Source organism: Neobacillus sp. KR4-4 (genome assembly GCF_042136325.1).
Lineage (GTDB): Bacteria > Bacillota > Bacilli > Bacillales > Cytobacillaceae > Neobacillus.
Genome location: NZ_JBHHJU010000004.1, coordinates 58,788 through 77,276 on the forward strand (window position 1 = coordinate 58,788; position 18,489 = coordinate 77,276).

18 protein-coding genes are annotated in these 18,489 nt (G+C 38.0%); 4 read left to right on the forward strand and 14 right to left on the reverse strand.

The window, feature by feature from the left end:
- The 3 genes from ACE198_RS05395 to ACE198_RS05405 all read right to left on the reverse strand — a co-directional run bounded on the left by ACE198_RS05395 (position 1) and on the right by ACE198_RS05405 (position 3,209).
- Positions 1-1,077, reverse strand: coding sequence for an ABC transporter permease (locus ACE198_RS05395; RefSeq protein ID WP_375374906.1), 1,077 nt, complete (start codon positions 1,075-1,077; stop codon positions 1-3).
- A 71-nt stretch (positions 1,078-1,148) separates the two neighbouring features.
- Complete coding sequence (locus ACE198_RS05400; RefSeq protein WP_375374907.1) at positions 1,149-2,534, reverse strand: sensor histidine kinase; 1,386 nt, start codon at positions 2,532-2,534, stop codon at positions 1,149-1,151.
- Between the two features lie 3 nt (positions 2,535-2,537).
- Entirely contained in the window at positions 2,538-3,209 is a 672-nt protein-coding gene (locus tag ACE198_RS05405) for a response regulator transcription factor (protein WP_098574958.1), read from the reverse strand.
- A 174-nt stretch (positions 3,210-3,383) separates the two neighbouring features.
- Between ACE198_RS05405 and ACE198_RS05410 the strand changes: the two genes are divergently transcribed.
- Positions 3,384-4,508: an ABC transporter ATP-binding protein gene (locus ACE198_RS05410; RefSeq protein WP_375374908.1), complete on the forward strand. Its 1,125-nt coding sequence runs from the start codon at positions 3,384-3,386 to the stop codon at positions 4,506-4,508.
- Complete coding sequence (locus ACE198_RS05415; protein ID WP_375374909.1) at positions 4,508-6,067, forward strand: ABC transporter permease/substrate-binding protein; 1,560 nt, start codon at positions 4,508-4,510, stop codon at positions 6,065-6,067. Before ACE198_RS05410 ends, ACE198_RS05415 begins: the two co-directional genes overlap by 1 nt.
- A 514-nt stretch (positions 6,068-6,581) precedes the next feature.
- Here ACE198_RS05415 and ACE198_RS05420 read toward each other — a convergent pair.
- Positions 6,582-7,199 carry a GntR family transcriptional regulator gene (locus ACE198_RS05420; RefSeq protein WP_375374910.1) on the reverse strand — a complete coding sequence of 206 codons (618 nt, stop codon included), beginning with the start codon at positions 7,197-7,199 and terminating at the stop codon, positions 6,582-6,584.
- 169 nt (positions 7,200-7,368) lie between these two features.
- On the opposite strand from ACE198_RS05420, the gene ACE198_RS05425 reads away from it, so the two are divergent.
- Together ACE198_RS05425 and ACE198_RS05430 are read left to right on the forward strand one after the other, a co-directional pair.
- Positions 7,369-7,935: a DUF2238 domain-containing protein gene (locus ACE198_RS05425; protein ID WP_375374911.1), complete on the forward strand. Its 567-nt coding sequence runs from the start codon at positions 7,369-7,371 to the stop codon at positions 7,933-7,935.
- A 14-nt stretch (positions 7,936-7,949) separates the two neighbouring features.
- Positions 7,950-8,525 carry a DUF2238 domain-containing protein gene (locus tag ACE198_RS05430; RefSeq protein ID WP_251462323.1) on the forward strand — a complete coding sequence of 192 codons (576 nt, stop codon included), beginning with the start codon at positions 7,950-7,952 and terminating at the stop codon, positions 8,523-8,525.
- Between the two features lie 42 nt (positions 8,526-8,567).
- On the opposite strand, the gene ACE198_RS05435 is transcribed toward ACE198_RS05430, so the two are convergent.
- The 10 genes from ACE198_RS05435 to ACE198_RS05480 all read right to left on the reverse strand — a co-directional run bounded on the left by ACE198_RS05435 (position 8,568) and on the right by ACE198_RS05480 (position 18,260).
- Positions 8,568-9,929, reverse strand: coding sequence for an aspartate kinase (locus ACE198_RS05435; RefSeq protein WP_251462320.1), 1,362 nt, complete (start codon positions 9,927-9,929; stop codon positions 8,568-8,570).
- Positions 9,930-10,092: 163 nt separating this feature from the next.
- A complete protein-coding gene (locus ACE198_RS05440; protein WP_098574965.1) occupies positions 10,093-10,707 on the reverse strand; it encodes an NUDIX hydrolase in 615 nt (204 codons plus the stop codon).
- 112 nt (positions 10,708-10,819) lie between these two features.
- Positions 10,820-11,977 carry a homogentisate 1,2-dioxygenase gene (locus ACE198_RS05445; protein ID WP_375374912.1) on the reverse strand — a complete coding sequence of 386 codons (1,158 nt, stop codon included), beginning with the start codon at positions 11,975-11,977 and terminating at the stop codon, positions 10,820-10,822.
- Between the two features lie 4 nt (positions 11,978-11,981).
- Entirely contained in the window at positions 11,982-12,908 is a 927-nt protein-coding gene (locus ACE198_RS05450; RefSeq protein ID WP_375374913.1) for a fumarylacetoacetate hydrolase family protein, read from the reverse strand.
- Between the two features lie 16 nt (positions 12,909-12,924).
- Positions 12,925-13,536, reverse strand: a complete 612-nt coding sequence (locus tag ACE198_RS05455; RefSeq protein ID WP_375374914.1) for a flavin reductase family protein — start codon at positions 13,534-13,536, stop codon at positions 12,925-12,927.
- A gap of 86 nt (positions 13,537-13,622) precedes the next feature.
- Positions 13,623-14,738 carry a 4-hydroxyphenylpyruvate dioxygenase gene (gene hppD, locus ACE198_RS05460; protein ID WP_375374915.1) on the reverse strand — a complete coding sequence of 372 codons (1,116 nt, stop codon included), beginning with the start codon at positions 14,736-14,738 and terminating at the stop codon, positions 13,623-13,625.
- A 241-nt stretch (positions 14,739-14,979) separates the two neighbouring features.
- Positions 14,980-15,774: an ABC transporter ATP-binding protein gene (locus tag ACE198_RS05465; RefSeq protein WP_098574970.1), complete on the reverse strand. Its 795-nt coding sequence runs from the start codon at positions 15,772-15,774 to the stop codon at positions 14,980-14,982.
- Positions 15,758-16,780, reverse strand: a complete 1,023-nt coding sequence (locus tag ACE198_RS05470; protein ID WP_098574971.1) for an ABC transporter permease — start codon at positions 16,778-16,780, stop codon at positions 15,758-15,760. The genes ACE198_RS05465 and ACE198_RS05470 overlap by 17 nt, the downstream gene beginning before the upstream one ends.
- A gap of 108 nt (positions 16,781-16,888) precedes the next feature.
- Positions 16,889-17,887 carry an ABC transporter substrate-binding protein gene (locus tag ACE198_RS05475; protein ID WP_098574972.1) on the reverse strand — a complete coding sequence of 333 codons (999 nt, stop codon included), beginning with the start codon at positions 17,885-17,887 and terminating at the stop codon, positions 16,889-16,891.
- Positions 17,888-18,131: 244 nt separating this feature from the next.
- Positions 18,132-18,260 (reverse strand): hypothetical protein, encoded by a 129-nt coding sequence (locus tag ACE198_RS05480; protein ID WP_375374916.1) that lies wholly within the window; start codon positions 18,258-18,260, stop codon positions 18,132-18,134.
- Between the last annotated feature and the right edge of the window lie 229 nt (positions 18,261-18,489).

The following is an 18,489-nucleotide window of genomic DNA, read 5'->3' on the forward strand; positions in this document are numbered from 1 at the left end:
TTATTCTACTCTCCCCATTGCTTGAATTGGATCGGCCTTCACAATATTAAATACCGATAATAATGAGCCGAATATCGACACAATAAATAATAACCCTGAGAATTTAGCCATTTGCACAAAATCAAATATAAACGGGATATCATCAGGAAGAATAGACATAAAGCCCTTAGTAAAGGCTACAGCTGCTGCAATACTAACAATAGATAACATAATCACCTGAAAGATAGTTGATTTAACCAATTGACTCGATTTAGCACCGATGGCTTTTAAGATGCCAAATTGTGCCGTTTTTTGTATGGTCATAATATAAAAAAATGCGGCTAATACAAACATAGCGATTACGATTAAAAACGATAACATCATATAAAGTGAATTTTGTTCAGCCGAATACCCAGGAATGCCCTTGACCACTTGATCCTTTTTTACCCATTCCCCATCTTTATATAAACTAGTAATGGATTTTTCCAATCCTAGATCCACTTTGTTTATGGCAATTCCGTTATATTCACTTTTGTTTGAGCCGCCAGCGAGTTCCTCCCAGGTGTCAAGGGAAATAAGCGCAACAGGTGTATGGCTAAAAGTTTGATCATCCAAGAAACCAACAACCTTTAAGCTTATTCCACTTCGTGCATCTTTTACGATCATTCCTTTCTTAATTGTTTCAGATAACGAGCGGTCTAGTAAGACAGAATTTCCCCCGTTTGTTTCCAAACTCTTTCTATCTGGCTTTAAAAAACTACCTGGCTTTACAGCCATAAATGTAATATCTAATTTTTCCTCCGAATTCCCTTTAGAAATGGCCCCCATTTGAATACCAATTGGCTGAGTCTCACTTTTTGCTGTCAATTTCTCTAAATCAAGGGTAAAGTGAGATCGATCAATGCGCCCCTCAGCACTTTTTTGCAGATAAATAGAATGTACTGGCATGTTAATGATCGCTGAAGCATTGTTCATAGATAAGCCATTGGCAAGTCCACTGATGACAAAAACAAGGATTGCTACGAAAAAAAGAATAAAGCTGATTAACAAATATCTCACTTTAAAAAATGTCATTTCCTTAAATGGTAATAAGTACATAAAAAATTCACCTTCCCTTTCATTTCACAAACAGAATACTGTTCGAATATGAACGGAAGATGAACGTTACTTTACAATTTAGGAAGGTGCACAGTAAAAGTAGTCCCTGTTCCTTCTATGCTTTCTAAATCAATTTTTCCATGGTGCAAATCAATAATGGATTGGACGATTGACAGGCCTAAACCTGTTCCCTCAACTGAACGTGCTCTAGAGGCATCCGCCCGGTAAAAACGGTCAAAGATTCTGCTGAGATCCTTCTGACTTAATCCCACACCAGAATCTTTAATAACTACTAAAACTTCTTTATCCGCTTCAGTCAATTCAATATCAATCGTACCATTTTCACGATTATACTTAATCGCATTCGTCAGCAGATTTTCCCAGACAGAATATAGTAATGCTGGGTCCCCTTTAACCCTGGCATCAGAGAGTGAGTAACTCATCATTATTCCTTTTTCCAGGATGCTCCATTCGTATTGGTGAATACAAGCTTTGAGCTGTTCAGCTATATTTACGCTACTAACTTCCATTAAATCCTTTTTACTCTCAATTGTGGATAGAAGTAATAACTGTTTGGTCATCCTGGAGAGTCGGTCTACCTCGAATTGAACCACGCGTAAATATTGTTGTTCTTCTTGCTCCCTTTTGCCGCTGTTTTCCAATAAGTTTAAATACCCTTTTATATTGGTTAGTGGTGATTGGATATCATGAGATATGTTAGAAATTAGTTCTTTTCTTAACGAATCTACTTGTGCTAATTTTTCTGTCATCCTAGTAAAACTAACTGCTAAATTTCCAAGTTCATCGCTTCGGGTAATATCCAACTTGATTGAAAAATTTCCTTCCGCAATTGCTCTCGTTGCGAAATTTAGCTTTCTTATCGGCTTGACTAAATATTTGGTGCTAATAAGAACCAATATTACGCTTAATAAAATTGAAATGATTAGCAGCCAGCCAAAAAGAATATGCATCTCGTTAAACATAAGCTTAATATCTGGCCTGATAAAAATGGCGTATTCTTCACCCTTATACTCAAATGGGACACCGACTGAGTTTTTTAATTCATTGGCAAAAAATCCGGTTACAAAGGTTTTATGAGGAAAATTGCGAATCCCATGATAAACCTCTCCATCTAAAACTTTTCCTGGAATATTTGCTGGTAAGTTCTTTACTCTAAACGACGATCCGAAATAATTCTTGTCCCCCTCTTTATTGACTAAAAGTATTTGGTAACCAATCGTACCGATATGGTCAAAATAGTCCTGGAGACTAATCAAAGGGTGCTTACTAGCAAAGTCAGCTATTTCAATGGCAAAATTCATGATTTTTTCATCATTTTGCTGTTTTAATTTGAATTGGTAATAAGCATTGGAAAGAAAAAAAGAAATAATTCCACTGACAACCATAATCATAATCGTAATAAAGGCGAATTTACTATACAAAGATTTCATGATCATTAGTTAAAGAACCTCCAGGGAATATCCTACCCCTCTAATCGTTTTGATGATAAAATCCTCTGCAATATTCGCAAACCTTTCGCGTAACCGTTTGATATGAACATCCACGGTTCTTTCATCTCCTTCAAAATGAAGACCCCATATTTTTTCAATCAAGTGACCGCGGCTAAACACTTGATTAGGATGCGTAGCAAGAAAAGATAAAAGTTCAAATTCCTTTAACGGGAGCATAAAGGTCTTGTTATTAATTTTAACCTCATAGCTTTTTTTATTTATGAATAAGGTCCCAATCTTAATATTCGCTTCCCCAGATTTTCCATATCTTCTTAACAGGGCATTGACCCTAAATATTAATTCTTTGGGTTCAAACGGTTTAATTAAGTAATCATCCGTGCCGGATTCAAATCCCTTTTCCTTATCTTCAATCTGGCTTTTTGCCGTTAATAAGATAATCGGAATATCATACTCTTTTCGGATTTCAGTTGTTAAGAGGTAACCATTCATGACGGGCATCATGATATCTACGATCGCTAAATCACAATCCTCTTTATTTAAAAGTTCAAGTGCTGTGCTCCCATTTTCCGCTGCAATTGTTTTAAATCCTTCTCTCATCAGCAAACTTATTACAAGATTGCGGATATATTCATCATCATCAACAATTAAAATTGTTTTCATCTCATCACCTGCTTACTCCATAGCGCTATATTCCTCACCTCATTGTACTTAATGGCTCATTAATTGGAAAGAAGCAAAATTGTGATGAATTAGACAAAGTAACAACTTATGTGTTAGTATTAAGTTGTCACATTGACGACCGGTTCATTTTTATTGTCAAAGGAGGAAGAAAAATTGATAGAGTTTAAGAATATTGTTAAAAAATATCGATCGAAGACAATTATTAAACCTTTTTCGTTAGATATCGAAGCTGGCCAGCTGGTTGTTTTTATTGGACCAAGCGGATGCGGAAAAACGACATTGTTGAAAATGATTAATAAATTAATTCAGCCAACGTCTGGGCAAATTTTTGTAGATGGGGCGGATATTTCGACCATTAATCCGATTGAGCTGCGTAGAAATATTGGTTATGTGATTCAAAATACGGGATTGTTTCCTCATATGTCTATTAAAGAAAATTTAGAGTTGATTCCCAAACTTAAAGGAGAAGATCCTGATTCCATAGCGAAGAAAACTGGAGAACTGCTTGAATTGGTTGGATTAGACCCGAAAGAATTCTTACATCGCTTTCCAAAGGAATTAAGTGGTGGTCAGCAGCAAAGAATTGGGGTAGCAAGAGCTTTTTCAACCAACTCCGATATCATTTTAATGGATGAACCATTTAGTGCGTTAGATCCTGTCACAAGAAGTTCGCTTCAAGATGAACTCTTCCAAATGCAAAAGGAACTTAACAAAACGATTATCTTTGTTACCCATGATATGGACGAAGCTATTAAAATAGCAGATAAGATTTGTATTTTAAAAGACGGGGATATACTTCAATATGATACCCCTGAAAATATTTTAAAGAATCCTGCCAATGACTTTGTTGAAGACTTTATTGGTAAAAGACGGGTTTGGAACAATCCTGAATTATTAATGGCTGAGGATATTATGATTCCTAATCCTGTGAAGATCACCTCCATGCGCACAGTGCTACAGGCGATTGAAATAATGAAGGACCAAAAAGTCGACAGCCTAATGGTTACTGATAAACATAATGTCCTAAAAGGTTTAGTGACATTAAAAAGTATCCAATTGCTCAATCGAACAATCTCAATCGAAAAGGTAATGGAACAAAATGTCCTTTCGGTTTCACAGGATGCCAATTTGATATCAGTTTTAGCAACAATGAATGAGCATAAAATTGGTTATGTGCCGGTTGTGAACAGTCATAAACAGCTGATTGGACTTATAACTAGAAGTAGTATTCTTTCTGCACTAAGCAGCCAGTTAATTGATTTGGAGGTGGCCTTTTAATGAGTGGATTTATGAACTATTTAACCACTAACTATGAGCAAGTATTCAGTCTACTGGGCCAGCATCTTTACTTAAGCGTAATTTCTGTCCTAGTAGCAATTATTATCGGGATCCCACTCGGTATATTAATCTCTAGAGAGCAAAAACTTGCAAAACCGATAATAGGAACAACCAATGTGATTCAAGCAGTACCTAGTTTGGCCTTACTTGGATTTCTTATTCCATTCGTTGGGATTGGCAGTACTCCTGCGATTATTATGGTCGTTCTTTATTCATTGCTTCCTATTGTCAAAAACACGTATACAGGTTTAACGAATATTGATGGAGATATTCTGGAAGCCGCCAGAGGTATCGGTCTGACCAAGAGTCAAACGATGAGAAAGGTTCAGTTACCACTAGCCTTCCCGATGATTATGGCGGGTATCAGAATTTCAGCGGTTACCGCTGTTGGATTAATGACAATTGCTGCCTTCATTGGTGCTGGCGGACTAGGATATCTCGTTTTCTCAGGTGTGCAAACGGTCGATAATTATATGATTTTAGCAGGAGCGATTCCTGCCTGTATCCTTGCCCTAGTTATCGATTTTATCGTAGGAAAACTAGAATCCTCACTTTCCTATACTAGCAAACAATCTTCAGCAAAAAAGACCGGGAAAACCACTAAAAAAATGATGATTAGTTTTGCGAGTATTGTCATCATCATTGCCGGTGCATTTACTGTTTATTCAAAAGTAAACGCAGAGGATAAGATTGTGATCGGTTCTAAAAATTTCAGTGAACAATTAATATTAGGAAATATGCTTGCAGATCTAATAGAAAATAAGACTGATATTCAAGTAGAAAGAAAACTAAATCTTGGCGGCAGTCAGGTGGCCTTCAGCGCCCTTAAAAATGGGGATATTGATATGTATGTTGAGTATACCGGGACAGGGTTAGTGAATATTTTAAATCAGCCGCCCCAAAGTAATCCGGACAAAGTCTACAATATTGTCCAGAAGGAATTCAAGCAAAAGTATGGTTTTGAATTGTTAAAACCGATTGGATTTAATAACACTTACGCCTTAGCTGTTCGTCAAGATACTGCAAAGGAATTTAACTTAAAGACGATATCTGATTTAACCAAAATCAGCAATGGATTAACCATGGGGCCAACCATCGAATTCCCTAATCGTGAGGATGGATTAATCGGACTGACAAAAACGTATAATATGAAATTTAAAGAGGTAAAACCCGTTGACGGCGGATTGCGCTACACGGCATTAGCCAACCATAAGAGTGATGTCATCGATGCCTTTTCAACGGATGGTTTACTTGAAGCGTTCCACTTAAAGGTATTAAAGGATGATAAGAACTTTTTCCCTCCTTATTATGCGGTACCGATGTTAAAAGAAGAAACGTTAAAGGAACATCCAGAACTTAGAAAAGTGATAAATTCCTTGGCTGGTAAGTTAACTGATGAAAAAATGCGAAAACTGAACTATAAGGTCGACAGCCTTAAGCAGTCACCAGCCAAAGTCGCAAAGGAATTTTTAGAAAGTGAAGGATTATTAGAAAAATAGTGCATTTAAGAAAAAGCTGGTCCTCAAAAAAATAAAAGGTTCCGTTTACGGGTGCTTTCTTAATAAAAAGACACAAGAATTGACGTATGCATTAGCATACGTCTTTTTCTTTATTTATGAAGTTCCTACTACTAAAGCTTTCTTAAATTTGAAATAGCAATTGACATCATTATTGAGGGTCCGCACTTATCTGTTAGGGCATCGGGTTAAGTACCCGAGCTGATAAATAGACGGAAATTTTCCGCTTAATTCGTAATTATTATTAAAATAGGGGGTAAATAGACGGAGAAATTCCGCCTATTTATTCGAAAAACGTGAAAATGGGAGATTTTGCTTTGCATAAACGGAAAATCTCCCCTTATTTCCCCCGAAACGAGCGCCATTCTGCATTTAACCGGAAAATCTCCTCTTATTTTTCCTTTGCTGGTTACTCTATTTGGAACGAGTCATTAAGCACTACAAAACGGAACCCTTTACCTAAAAATCCGGCTTTTTTGCATCTTTCAATCCCTTCTTACTCTGCCATAAAATGAAGGACTCGGTCATATGTTTCATCAGCACCTATGACAAGGAGGACATCCCCTTCTTGTATTACGGCATAGGGGCCTGGTGAAATAATTAATTCTCCCTTTCGTTTCATCCCGATAACAGTTCCCCCAGTATTTTGCCAAAACTTCAATTCCGAAATAGTTTTGCCAATATGTATACAATTCGAAACTACCTCTACTTCGATGGGTGCAAGTGGGTTCGTATGACGAAGCTTTCCTGAATAGTCCATAATTTTTCGGAGCGTATCAAAGAGCTGTTCATCGAGCTTGTCTCTTTTGGAAATGAGGGAGTTCATTTGCTTCTCAAGATCTTTGATGCTTGCAAGATTTGAAAACCGTTGAATATATTTATAAGCATTCTCCCGAGAAGAAATAACAATTCCACTGCCTTTTGTGGAGTGGACTATCTCAACATCTTCCAAAATTTTTATAGCTCTTCGAATAGTTTCAGGAGAAACCTTATATTCACTGGCTAAGGTTGATCTCCCGTGAATTTTTTCTCCCACCTTAAATTTCCCATCATATATTCTATTTGCTAAATCTATCGCAATTCGCTCGTAAGTTGGTATTTGTGCCTTTTGCATAATATCCTCCGCAACCATCTTTATCTTGGTCTATTCCTACAATGTGCTACCTCTCCAATATACTCTTTTGTATGTGCCTATGCGAGTTTTCAATACAAAATTATCGGAGTGATTTCAATTATTTTTATTGGATATAATTGTAATGAACGATGATTAATGAGGTGAGTCATTGAAACGGAAAATACTTATTGTTCTAGGTAGTATATTTGTGTTATTTATGATTGTCTTATTTATTTTTTTCCTTGTTAAAGGGCAGCCTTCAAAATGGCAAGTAGCCCTCGGAGGGATAATCGTGTGCGCGTTGCCCATGCTATTGATTTTTAAGAAAAACATACCATTTAACCTGCCAAGCATCGTTGGGTTTTATCTATTTATCTTTTGTACCACGTATTTAGGGACTATAGGGGATTTTTATCTTAAATATAGATGGTGGGATTCGACCATACATTTTTATAAAGGTGTATATGTCGCTTGTGTTGGCATAACATTATATAAATTAATGATACCTGAACAAGTAAGAAAGGATACCTCACGTTGGATTATTTCAATTTTCGTTCTTTCCCTTTCTGTCCTAGCAAGTGTACTTTGGGAGATTTATGAGTTTGCAGGGGATCAAACTTTCACGCACATCATGCAGCTTGGGGGAAATAAAGATACGATGTATGACCTGTTGTGCGGGTTTTCCGGAGGACTCTTAATTGCCATTTACGCCTATTTTCGAAAACCAAAAGTTTAAAGAGGTGCATTTTGTTGAATCGAAAACTTGTCATCACTTTAAGTGCCATTTATGTCCTTTTCATGGCAGTTTTAGCGGTCTATTACTATACAAAGGGAGAATCCTTTGAAGGCTCAGTCGCAATTGGCGGTATTGTATGCGGTGCGATTCCGTTATTATTGGCATTATTCACCAAACTACAATTCAATTTACCAATTGTTATTTCCTATTTAATTTTCTTAGTTGGCTCTCAATATTTAGGTTCTATCCTAGGCTGGTATGGTCTCGGTTGGTGGGATACTTTTATGCATTTGGTCAGTGGAGCCATTCTCGCATTTTCCGGGATTGCTTTATATGAACGTTTGATTCATCGAAATGCTGGGGATAAGATTTCGCCATGGTTTGTGTTTTTATTTACGTTATCCTTTGCGGCACTCGGTGGCGTATTATGGGAAATTTATGAATTTAGCTCCGACCAATTTTTCGATATGACCTTACAAGGCGGGGGAAATAAAGATACAATGACCGATTTAATTGCTGATACAATTGGGGGGTTGATTATTGCAGTACTTGCCGGAATCCGTACTCGGAAAAAGTTAAAAAACCTGTAATAAAAAGGTACGTCGTTGGACGTACCTTTTAAAATATTGATATTAAACCGTAACTGCCACAAAAAATTCCTCATAAAGTGCTTGAACCGCTCTCTTTTCATCTACTTCTTTTACCCCGAACATCATACTAACTTCTGACGACCCTTGGTTAATCATTTCAATATTGATATGAGCTTTCGCCAGTGCCTTGGAAGCTCTTGACATGGTCCCAACATTATGGCGCATTCCCTCGCCAACCACCATTATAAGTGCAAGACTATGCTCAATCTTTACTTGATCAGTATGAAGTTCTGTTTCAATCCGTTCCTTAATCGCCTTCTCCATTTCCGCATCCATTTGATTTTCTCGAAGGATGACGGAAACATCATCAATGCCTGAAGGGGTATGCTCATAAGATAATCCGAAGTCTTCTAAGATACTTAACAGCTTCCGTCCAAAGCCTATCTCTCTATTCATTAGGTATTTGCTTACGTATATACTACAAAATCCTTGGTCACTGGCAATACCAATCACTGGTCCATTTGTGTTGTCTCGTTCATAGACAATCTTTGTACCAGGTGCACTTGGATTATTTGTATTTTTGATGTGTACAGGAATTCCTGCTCTGAACGCCGGAACAAGTGCTTCATCATGTAATACAGTGAATCCCGCATATGAAAGTTCACGCATTTCCCGGTAAGTCAGTTCTTTTATTTCTTTCGGACTTTTTACAATGAAGGGATTGACGGAATACACCGCATCGACATCAGTAAAATTCTCATAAAGGTCAGCTTTAAGGGCATTGGCTAAGATGGATCCAGTAATGTCGGATCCGCTCCGTGAAAAGGTAAACACCTCACCTTGCCTGCTATAACCAAAGAAACCTGGAAATATTAGGATCCCCTTTCGTTCGTTCAACAAATATAATTGATTATAAGCTTCTGGCAGCACCTGAGCGTTACCAGGCTCATCACTGACAAGCAGCCCCGCTTCTTTCGGGTCTATGTAAGAAGCTTCTACGCCCTGCTTACGGAAATAGGCAGCCACCAATTTGGCGTTGTTATCCTCACCACTTGCTTTTAACAAATCCAGAAAACGATCAGGTTTTGTTTTATCTGCACTCAGCCGATTTGCTAAATCTTCTTGAATTTCGATAATAATGTCATGTGACAGTGATAATTCTTCTGCGATTGAGCAGTATCTTTCAAGGACTGCCTCAAATGGTTCTCTTGGGTCTTTATTTTGTAAACAAAGTTCTCCACATTCAATCAATAAATCTGTTACCTTATCATCCTCTGCAAACCTTTTCCCGGGGGCAGAAACGACAACCACTTTTCTTTCGGGGTCTGAAACTACAATCTTAAATACCTTCTCCAGTTGTTTTCCTGATGCTAGTGAGGACCCACCAAACTTTACGACCTTCATCCCTACATCTCCCTAATTCTAAAAATATAATCTTAATTTTAATCATATTCAGAAAATAATCAAGCTTTTTCTTTTATAGAAAGACATTTGTTCACCCCTGGCGTACAATCAAAAAAAAGAGTGGATCTTGGCTAGAAATCCACTCTTTGTTTCGGAACTAAAACTAACGAAGTAAATCAATAAAATGGGCAAGAATCTTGGCCGTAAGCCCCCAAATCACTTTTCCATCATAACGGTAGAAATACTCCTCAACCCCACGTGTCCGCCAATTATAATTTTCTCCCCCAACAATAAGATCAAAGGGAAAATTCACCTCGGGTTCTGCCTTAAATTCTATACGATAAATCTCTGGTTCATTTTTTATTAAAAATGATAGCGGCACGGTAAAAATCTCACCAACTTCTGAAGGGTTAGGAACAATTGGATTAGGTGTTTTAATGTAGCCAACAAAAGGATAGATTATCATTCCAAAAGGTGAAATCATAAAATCCAATGGGAGTACATTTGATATACTCTCCTTGCTGACACATAATTCTTCAACAGTTTCACGGATAGCGGCTGCTTTTTCGTCGGAATCCTGGGCATCAATCCTCCCCCCTGGAAAACAAATTTCACCGGGCTGCCTTCTAAGTTCCAGGGAACGAACTTCTAACAAAACGTGGACCCCGTCTTCTTTTTCAATGAGTGGGACCATAACAGCATATTTTGAAAACTTTTCACTGCCAAGAATCTTTGGTGTGTGGTTTTTTAATTTAGATAGTATTGGTTCCAACTCCATGACTTCACCTCATTTCATTTTCAAATATCTTATTATTACAATACCACTTTTTACCTGAAGATAAAAAACAATCCAATTTAATTTATTGGATTGTTCGCTAATTAATTTATTCCTATTTCTCATACCATGAATACATATAATTAACATCCTCAATTTCTTGTGCGGTTTTTACGATTTTTAAAGGATGGAAGGTGTCAATCATAACGGCAAGTTCTAACGTTTCCTTTTTTCCAATACTTGCTTCTGTTTTCCCAGGATGCGGCCCATGTGGGATACCGCCTGGATGGAGCGTAATGGAACCTTCCTGTACTCCTTTACGACTCATAAAATTACCTTCCACATAATAGAGAAGTTCGTCGCTGTTCACATTGCTATGATAATATGGCGCCGGTATGGACTCCGGATGGTAGTCATAGAGTCTCGGAACAAATGAACAGACAACAAAATTATTCCCTTCAAAAGTTTGATGGACTGGCGGCGGCTGATGGACTCTCCCGGTGATTGGTTCAAAATCTTTGATATTAAAAGCCCAAGGATATAAATATCCATCCCAGCCCACTACGTCAAGGGGATGATGTCCTAAAATATGCGAGGTTATCTTCCCTCTTGATTTTGTTAAGACCTCAAATTCACCCTTTTTATCAAATGCCGTCAGTTCTTCCGGGCCACGAAGGTCCCTTTCACAAAATGGGCTATGTTCTAATAGCTGGCCATATTCATTTCGGTACCGTCTTGGTGTGGTGATTTGGCTGAAGGATTCAACAAACAGCATTTTTGTCTCTTCATTTTCGTTTGGTATAACACGGTATATGGTCCCAATCGGAATAATTAGATAATCTCCCGGCTGGTATGAAAGGGTCCCGAACATCGTTTCCAGTTTTCCCTTCCCATAATGGACATAGAGCATTTCATCTCCATCACCATTCCGATAAAAGCTTGTCATCGGTGCAGTTACATGGGCTGTTCCAATTAATAAATCCTGATTCCCCAAAATATACTCCCTAGCATGGAGGCCATCACCTTTGGTTGAAACTTTACTGGTAAAAAAATGACGGTGTTTGAGTGCCTGCTGGTTCTCATATTCTGGCAAATAATCTCTAACTAATTCCGCTCTCACCACTTCTGTTGGCATATATTGATGATACAAAATCGATTGGGTTCCAGAAAACCCCCGTGTCCCCATTACCTGCTCTCGGAATAGGCTCCCATCCGCCTTTTTAAACATCGTATGCCGTTTGTGCGGTATCTTCCCCATTTGCCGGTAATACATGTTTTCACCTCTCTTCAGCGATTATCTCATTCTGTAACACGCCAAGATGATCAATTTCTAATTTAACTCGATCACCAGGTTTTAACCAACGATGCACTTGTTCACCAAGTTCAAGAATACATCCAGATCCGACAGTTCCTGAACCAATCATCTCACCAGGGTATAAGGTAACACCCGCAGAAGCCCTCTCAATCATCTCTCCAAATGAATAAAATAAGTCTTTCATATTTCCTTCGGAAAGAAGGCATCCATTTACAGTAGCTTTCATGGTAAGATCAAAGCCTTTTCCTGCTTTTAATGGTTCAAACTCATCCTTTGTAACAATCCATGGTCCTATTGAAGTGGAGAAATCCTTCCCCTTAGCAGGACCAAGGCCAACTTTCATTTCTTTCCTTTGCAGGTCTCTTGCGCTCCAATCATTTAATATACAGTAGCCAAAAATATGCTCATCCGCTTGTTCTGCAGAAATATTTCTGCCTTCTTTACCAATGATGCAGGCAATCTCAAGCTCATAATCAAGCCAGTTACACTCTTTTGGCTTAACAATAGCGTCTCCTGGTCCTTTAATAGCAAGATGATTAGAGAAATAAAAGACAGGGATTTCGTACCATTCTGGAATCATTCCAAGACCCCTATTTTCCCTTGCTTGTTTTACATGCTGTTCAAATGCATAAAAATCACGAAAGCTCCTTGGGTATGGCAGCGGGGCCTTTAAACGGAACTCTCTTAATGGATACACTCCTTTTTGCTCCTTTGTAAATGAGAAACTGGACACTTTTTCTAGATTTGCCATACTATTTTCTAGAAAATCCAAGAGATTACTAGGCAGCATTCCACCTGATGCTTCATGCATATCAACCACATGTTCCTTATCCAATAACCATCCTGCTCTATTTGTCCCATCCTTTTTTTCGAAGGTTACGAATTTCACAACATTCACCTTTTTTCTAGGTTTTTCTCTTCATTTCAAACATTTTTGCTAAGGGGTCTGTAAAGATGTTTCCTGCCATTCTTCCTATCGGCATTAGTTTCGCAGAGTCAATCCGTCCCTTATCAAACAGTTCATCGGTTACATGGACATGCACTACTTTTCCAATTACTAGACTTCCTGCCCCAGGCTTTTCACCAAAATGCAATACTTGTTCTAGTTCACATTCTAGGTGGACAAGGGATTCTTTAATGCGCGGCACCTTGACCTTGATACTAGGTTCTTTCGCTAAACCCACTTCCATCATTTCGTCGACATCCGGACTAAATTCAATTGCACAATCATTCATTTGCTCCGCCAAACTGTTACTAACAATATTAATGACAAATTGACCTGTGCTTTCAATGTTTACAAGCGTATCTTTTTTAGCTCCATCTGTTCCTCTTCTCATTGGTGAAAAACAAATGAGCATAGGGTCCGCACAAATTGCCGTGAAAAAACTAAATGGTGCCGCATTAGCAGTCCCCTTCTCATCCACTGTAGAAACAAAAGCTATTGGACGGGGGAGAATGGACCCAACTAATAATTTATACGCCTCTCTCCATTCCAGTGTTTTCGGGGAAATCTCCATTACATTTATCACCTCACTTAGTAGGTCTTTAAATAAGGGAGAGATCACTCTCCCTTTAGCTCTTCTAAACTATTAGTCTCTATTCATTATAAATTTCCTCGTCTTTCCTGCTCCCGCTCAATCGACTCAAATAATGCCTTAAAGTTTCCTTCCCCAAAACCGCGTGCCCCTTTTCGTTGAATAACTTCAATAAATAATGTTGGACGGTCAACAATTGGTTTCGAGAAAATCTGCAGTAAATACCCCTCATCATCCCTGTCTACTAAAATATTTAACTCACGCAACTTTTCTATTTCTTCATCAATTTTTCCAATCCGTTCACCTAAGGATTCATAATAAGTATCAGGAGTTTTTAGGAATTCCACTCCATTTTGCTTTAATATAGCTACTGTTGAGACAATATCTTCAGTTAGGATTGCTAAATGCTGTACACCAGGCCCATTATAAAATTCTAGAAATTCCTGAATTTGTGATTTTCGTTTCCCTACCGCAGGTTCATTGATAGGAAACTTGATCCGTCCTCCGTTATGCATAACTTTTGACATAAGTGCAGAGTATTCTGTGGTAATGTCCTTGTCAGAGAAATGTTTCATTTCTTTAAAGCCCATTACCTTAGCATAATACTCTACCCATTCCCCCATGCGCTCAACATTCCCAACGACATGGTCAATCCCAATTAAACCCGCATCTTTCACCGGTAATTCCGCTGAATATGATTCGAATCCAGGTAAGAACACACCCTGATAATTTTTGCGTTCTATTAACGTATGGATTGTGTCCCCATATGTACCTAGAACAGCTTTTTTAACCACCCCTGATTCATCGCTCATTTCAAATGGGGCCGTAATGGCAATCGCGCCTCGATTCACAGCCTCTTCAAAAGCTTTTTCAACATTATCAACTAAGAGTGCTATATCCTTCACACCGTCTCCATGTTTCTTAACAAATTGGGCTACTGACCCATCCTTACTATAAGAGCCTGTAAGCAGGAGACGAATATTCCGCTGCTTCAAGCAGTAGGAAGCGGTTTCACGATTGCCTGTTTCAAGACCCGAATATGCTACTGGTTCAAAACCAAATGCTGTACAGAAAAAGTGACATGCTTGTTTGGCATTACCTGTGTAAATCTCAATATAATCCACGTCTCGAACTGGAAAGAAGTCATTAGCTAATTGATCTGCTCTTACTCTATTTTCTTTCATTTAGAAACCCCCATTAACCAAATGTAATAATATTCAGAATTAATTCTAATTCAATGAAGCTTGTCCTATCAAGGATAGGATGTAAAGCAATAACGCTTTTTTGTGCTAAAGAAATCAGGATAATTTTTGCGTTATTTCCCGAAAATGCAAAAAGAAACTTACCCGTTTCGGGAAGTTTCTAATTTAAACATAGTGGAAATATTGTTCACTAGTAGAATAAACATTCAAAAAATTTTTTCGATTAGGAAAGAATCGCCCGATCGCTTGCCATATGTTCACCGCGGATCCGTTTAAACTCCGTTAACAAACTTTCAATTGTCAGCTGCTTCTTATTTTCCTCACTGACCTCTAAAATAATCTGCCCCTTGTCCATCATAATTAAACGATTTCCTAAATCAATCGCTTGCTGCATATTATGTGTCACCATTAAGGTAGTAAGTTTGTATTTGTCGACGATTTCTCTCGTCAAATTTGTAATTAATTCCGCTCTTGACGGATCAAGTGCCGCTGTGTGTTCATCAAGAAGGAGGATGGATGGTTCTGTGAAAGTTGCCATTAATAAGGATAATGCTTGGCGTTCTCCACCTGATAATAGCCCCACCTTTGCACTAAGCCGGTTTTCGAGTCCTAAATGCAATGATTCCAATACCTCACGAAAATAATCACGGCGCTTTTTAGTTACCCCTTGGCGAAGGGTTCTCATTTTGTTACGTGAGTACGCCATCGCAAGATTTTCCTCAATTGTCATACTTGGAGCCGTTCCTGCCATTGGGTCCTGAAAGACACGGCCAATCATTTTTGAACGTTTGTACTCTGACATATTGGTAACATTTTTCCCGTTTATTTGAACCTCACCGACATCTGGGATCAATACACCGGAAATGATATTCATTAGTGTAGATTTCCCCGCACCGTTACTTCCAATAACAGTGACAAAATCACCAGGCTGAAGGTTCAGATTCACATGATCGATGGCGATTTTTTCATCCGGAGTCCCTTCATTAAAAATCTTATGAATTTCATTTAAGTGTAGCATGATTGTCCCCCTTCGCTGAAGCATTTGCCTGGATGATATTCCTTCGCTCTGATCTACGTCGGGCTTTACGCTTTTTCTCCTTAGAACCTTCAATGATTTTTGGAGCAGTAAGTGCAATAATAACAATAAGTGCAGTAATCAGCTTCATATCACCTGGGTCTAAGAAATCTACACGCAAGGCTAACGTTACAACGATTCGATAAATAATGGAACCGCCAATCACAGCAAGTGTTGTCCGAGCGATTGTTTTTGTACCAAAAAGGGCTTCACCAATAATAACGGAAGCTAGGCCAATCACAATCATCCCGATTCCCATACCTACGTCTGCAAATCCACCTTGTTGGGCAATCAGAGCACCTGAAAATGCTACTAATGCATTAGATAAACCTAAGCCAAACACAACAAGCAGATTGGTATTAGCAGAAAGGCTGCGAATCATACGTTTATTATCTCCAGTTGCTCTAACAGCAAGACCAATTTCTGTCCTTAGGAACAAATCCGTCAGGAATTTAATCACAAATGTAACGATAATCATAAAAAGAAGAATTCCCCATGTTTCCGGCAGGCTGTCACCGAGACCGACCATGGAAAGAATATTATTGAAGAATGAATCAATTCCTGTCTTTTCAAAAAATCCACTGATTTTCGTAAAAGCTGTATCTGTATTTAATAAAGGGATATTGGAACGTCCCATAATTCTCAGATTTATTGAATAAAGTGCAATCATCATTAAAATACCGGAAAGCAAGTTGTTAATCTTTCCAAATGTGTGCAGAAGTCCTGTCAAACATCCTGCTGCAAAACCTGCAAATAGGGCCATAATTGTAGCTAAAAATGGATCGGTACCATTCGCAATCATTACCGCTGAAATTGCTGCCCCAGTGACAAAACTCCCATCAACCGTTAAATCCGGAAAATCCAGAATACGAAAGGAAAGATATACGCCCAGTGCCATAATCGCGTAGATGATACCTGCTTCAAATGATCCAAATATGGCTGTAAACATTGAGATCATCCTTTCTTTAATCATTAAGCATCCGTCTTAGATGCAAAATTTTATGTAGTGACAAAGAGGCAGCCTTCTAAATGAAGGCTCCTCATTGAAAAATATTATTTATTTACCTTCGTAGAACTCACCTAAACTACTCCAAGCATCATTGACTTTTAAACCTTGAGCTTCAGCAGCCTTCTTGTTAATTACAAGCTTTAAGCTGTTAGGAAGTTCAACAGGAATTTCAGATGCTTTCTTTTTGCCGCTTAAAATGTCAGCTGCCATAATACCAGATTGATAGCCAAGATCGTAATAACTAAATCCACTCGCAGCAACCGCGCCTTTTTTCATAGAATCTAGTTCACCAACGAACAACGGGATTTTCTTACTGTTTGCAACGGCGATAACTGAGTCAAGTGCAGTAACAACAGTATTATCAGTGGGAATGTAGATGGCATCAACGCGTCCAACTAATGATTCTGAGGCTTGCTTCACTTCTGCTGTAGTAGAAACAGATACTTTTACTAGCTTAGCACCCTTCTCTTTAACAATCTTTTCAACTTCTTCCACCTGAACAACTGAATTTTGTTCCCCTGAGTTATAGATGACCCCAACATTTTTCGCTTTCACTTCGTCTGTAATAAAGCTGATTGTCTTTTTCGTTGCTTCTGGATGGTTATCTGTTGTTCCAGTAATGTTTTTGCCTGGTTTATCAAAAGCCTCTACCAATCCAGCACCCACTGGGTCTGTTACTGAAGTGAAGATAATCGGAATATCTTTGGTAGCATTCAATGCAGCCGTTGCACTAGGCGTAGCATTAGCAAAGATTAAATCTACTTTGTCTCCGACAAAATTATTCGCAATTGTTTGCGTGTTGTTCATGTCTGCTTGAGCGTTTTGTTCATCAAAGCTAACTTTAATTCCTTTATCTTTTAGAGCCTTTTTAAAACCCTCTGTCGCTGCATCTAAGGATGGGTGTGGTGCAAATTGGGTAATACCTACTTTGAATTCCTTATCTGCTCCCCCTTTTTCAGTTCCGCCTGCGGATTCTTTACTTCCACACCCTGCAAGCAGCATCATTCCTGCTAAAGCAATTGAAAATACTTTTCCTTTTTTCTTCACTAGCTAAATCCCCCTCAAATACTAAAATATTAATTTTCAAAAAATTGAATATATTAAAAATTATTCTAGTATCTTTTTGAAGGAAAATCAATAGATATCGCAAAAATATTTTTTCGCTTTAAAGCAACATAAATGGAATTCTATTCTTTCCTATTATTAATAACCGATTTCTTTCTGCAAAAAATAAAATGCCTCCATGTTAAATGAAGGCATTTTAAAAATTATCTTTTGAAAAATATTATTTTTACCAATCTCGGGTATTTTCAAGTAAAAGGTCGATTTCAACTTTTTTAACATTATTATTATTTTTCTCAGATGTTAGATTTGACGTTGCTTCTAGTAATTTGTCTATATCGATTAGTACAGTACCCATTTCTAACCTCCTGAATGTTGGTTTGTTATTATTTGATAAATCATTCGACAACATCAATGAAATAATAGGGGTACCTTTTCAATTAATCTCAAAAAAATTAAAAAAGGGCTAATACTTATGATAGATACCCTAGTGAAAGTATGATATTTTTCACTAATTTCTCATAAAAAGGTGTTTACAATGGAAAATGAAATGAAACAAGCGGTTGGGGGACTGCTTGTTTGATTAT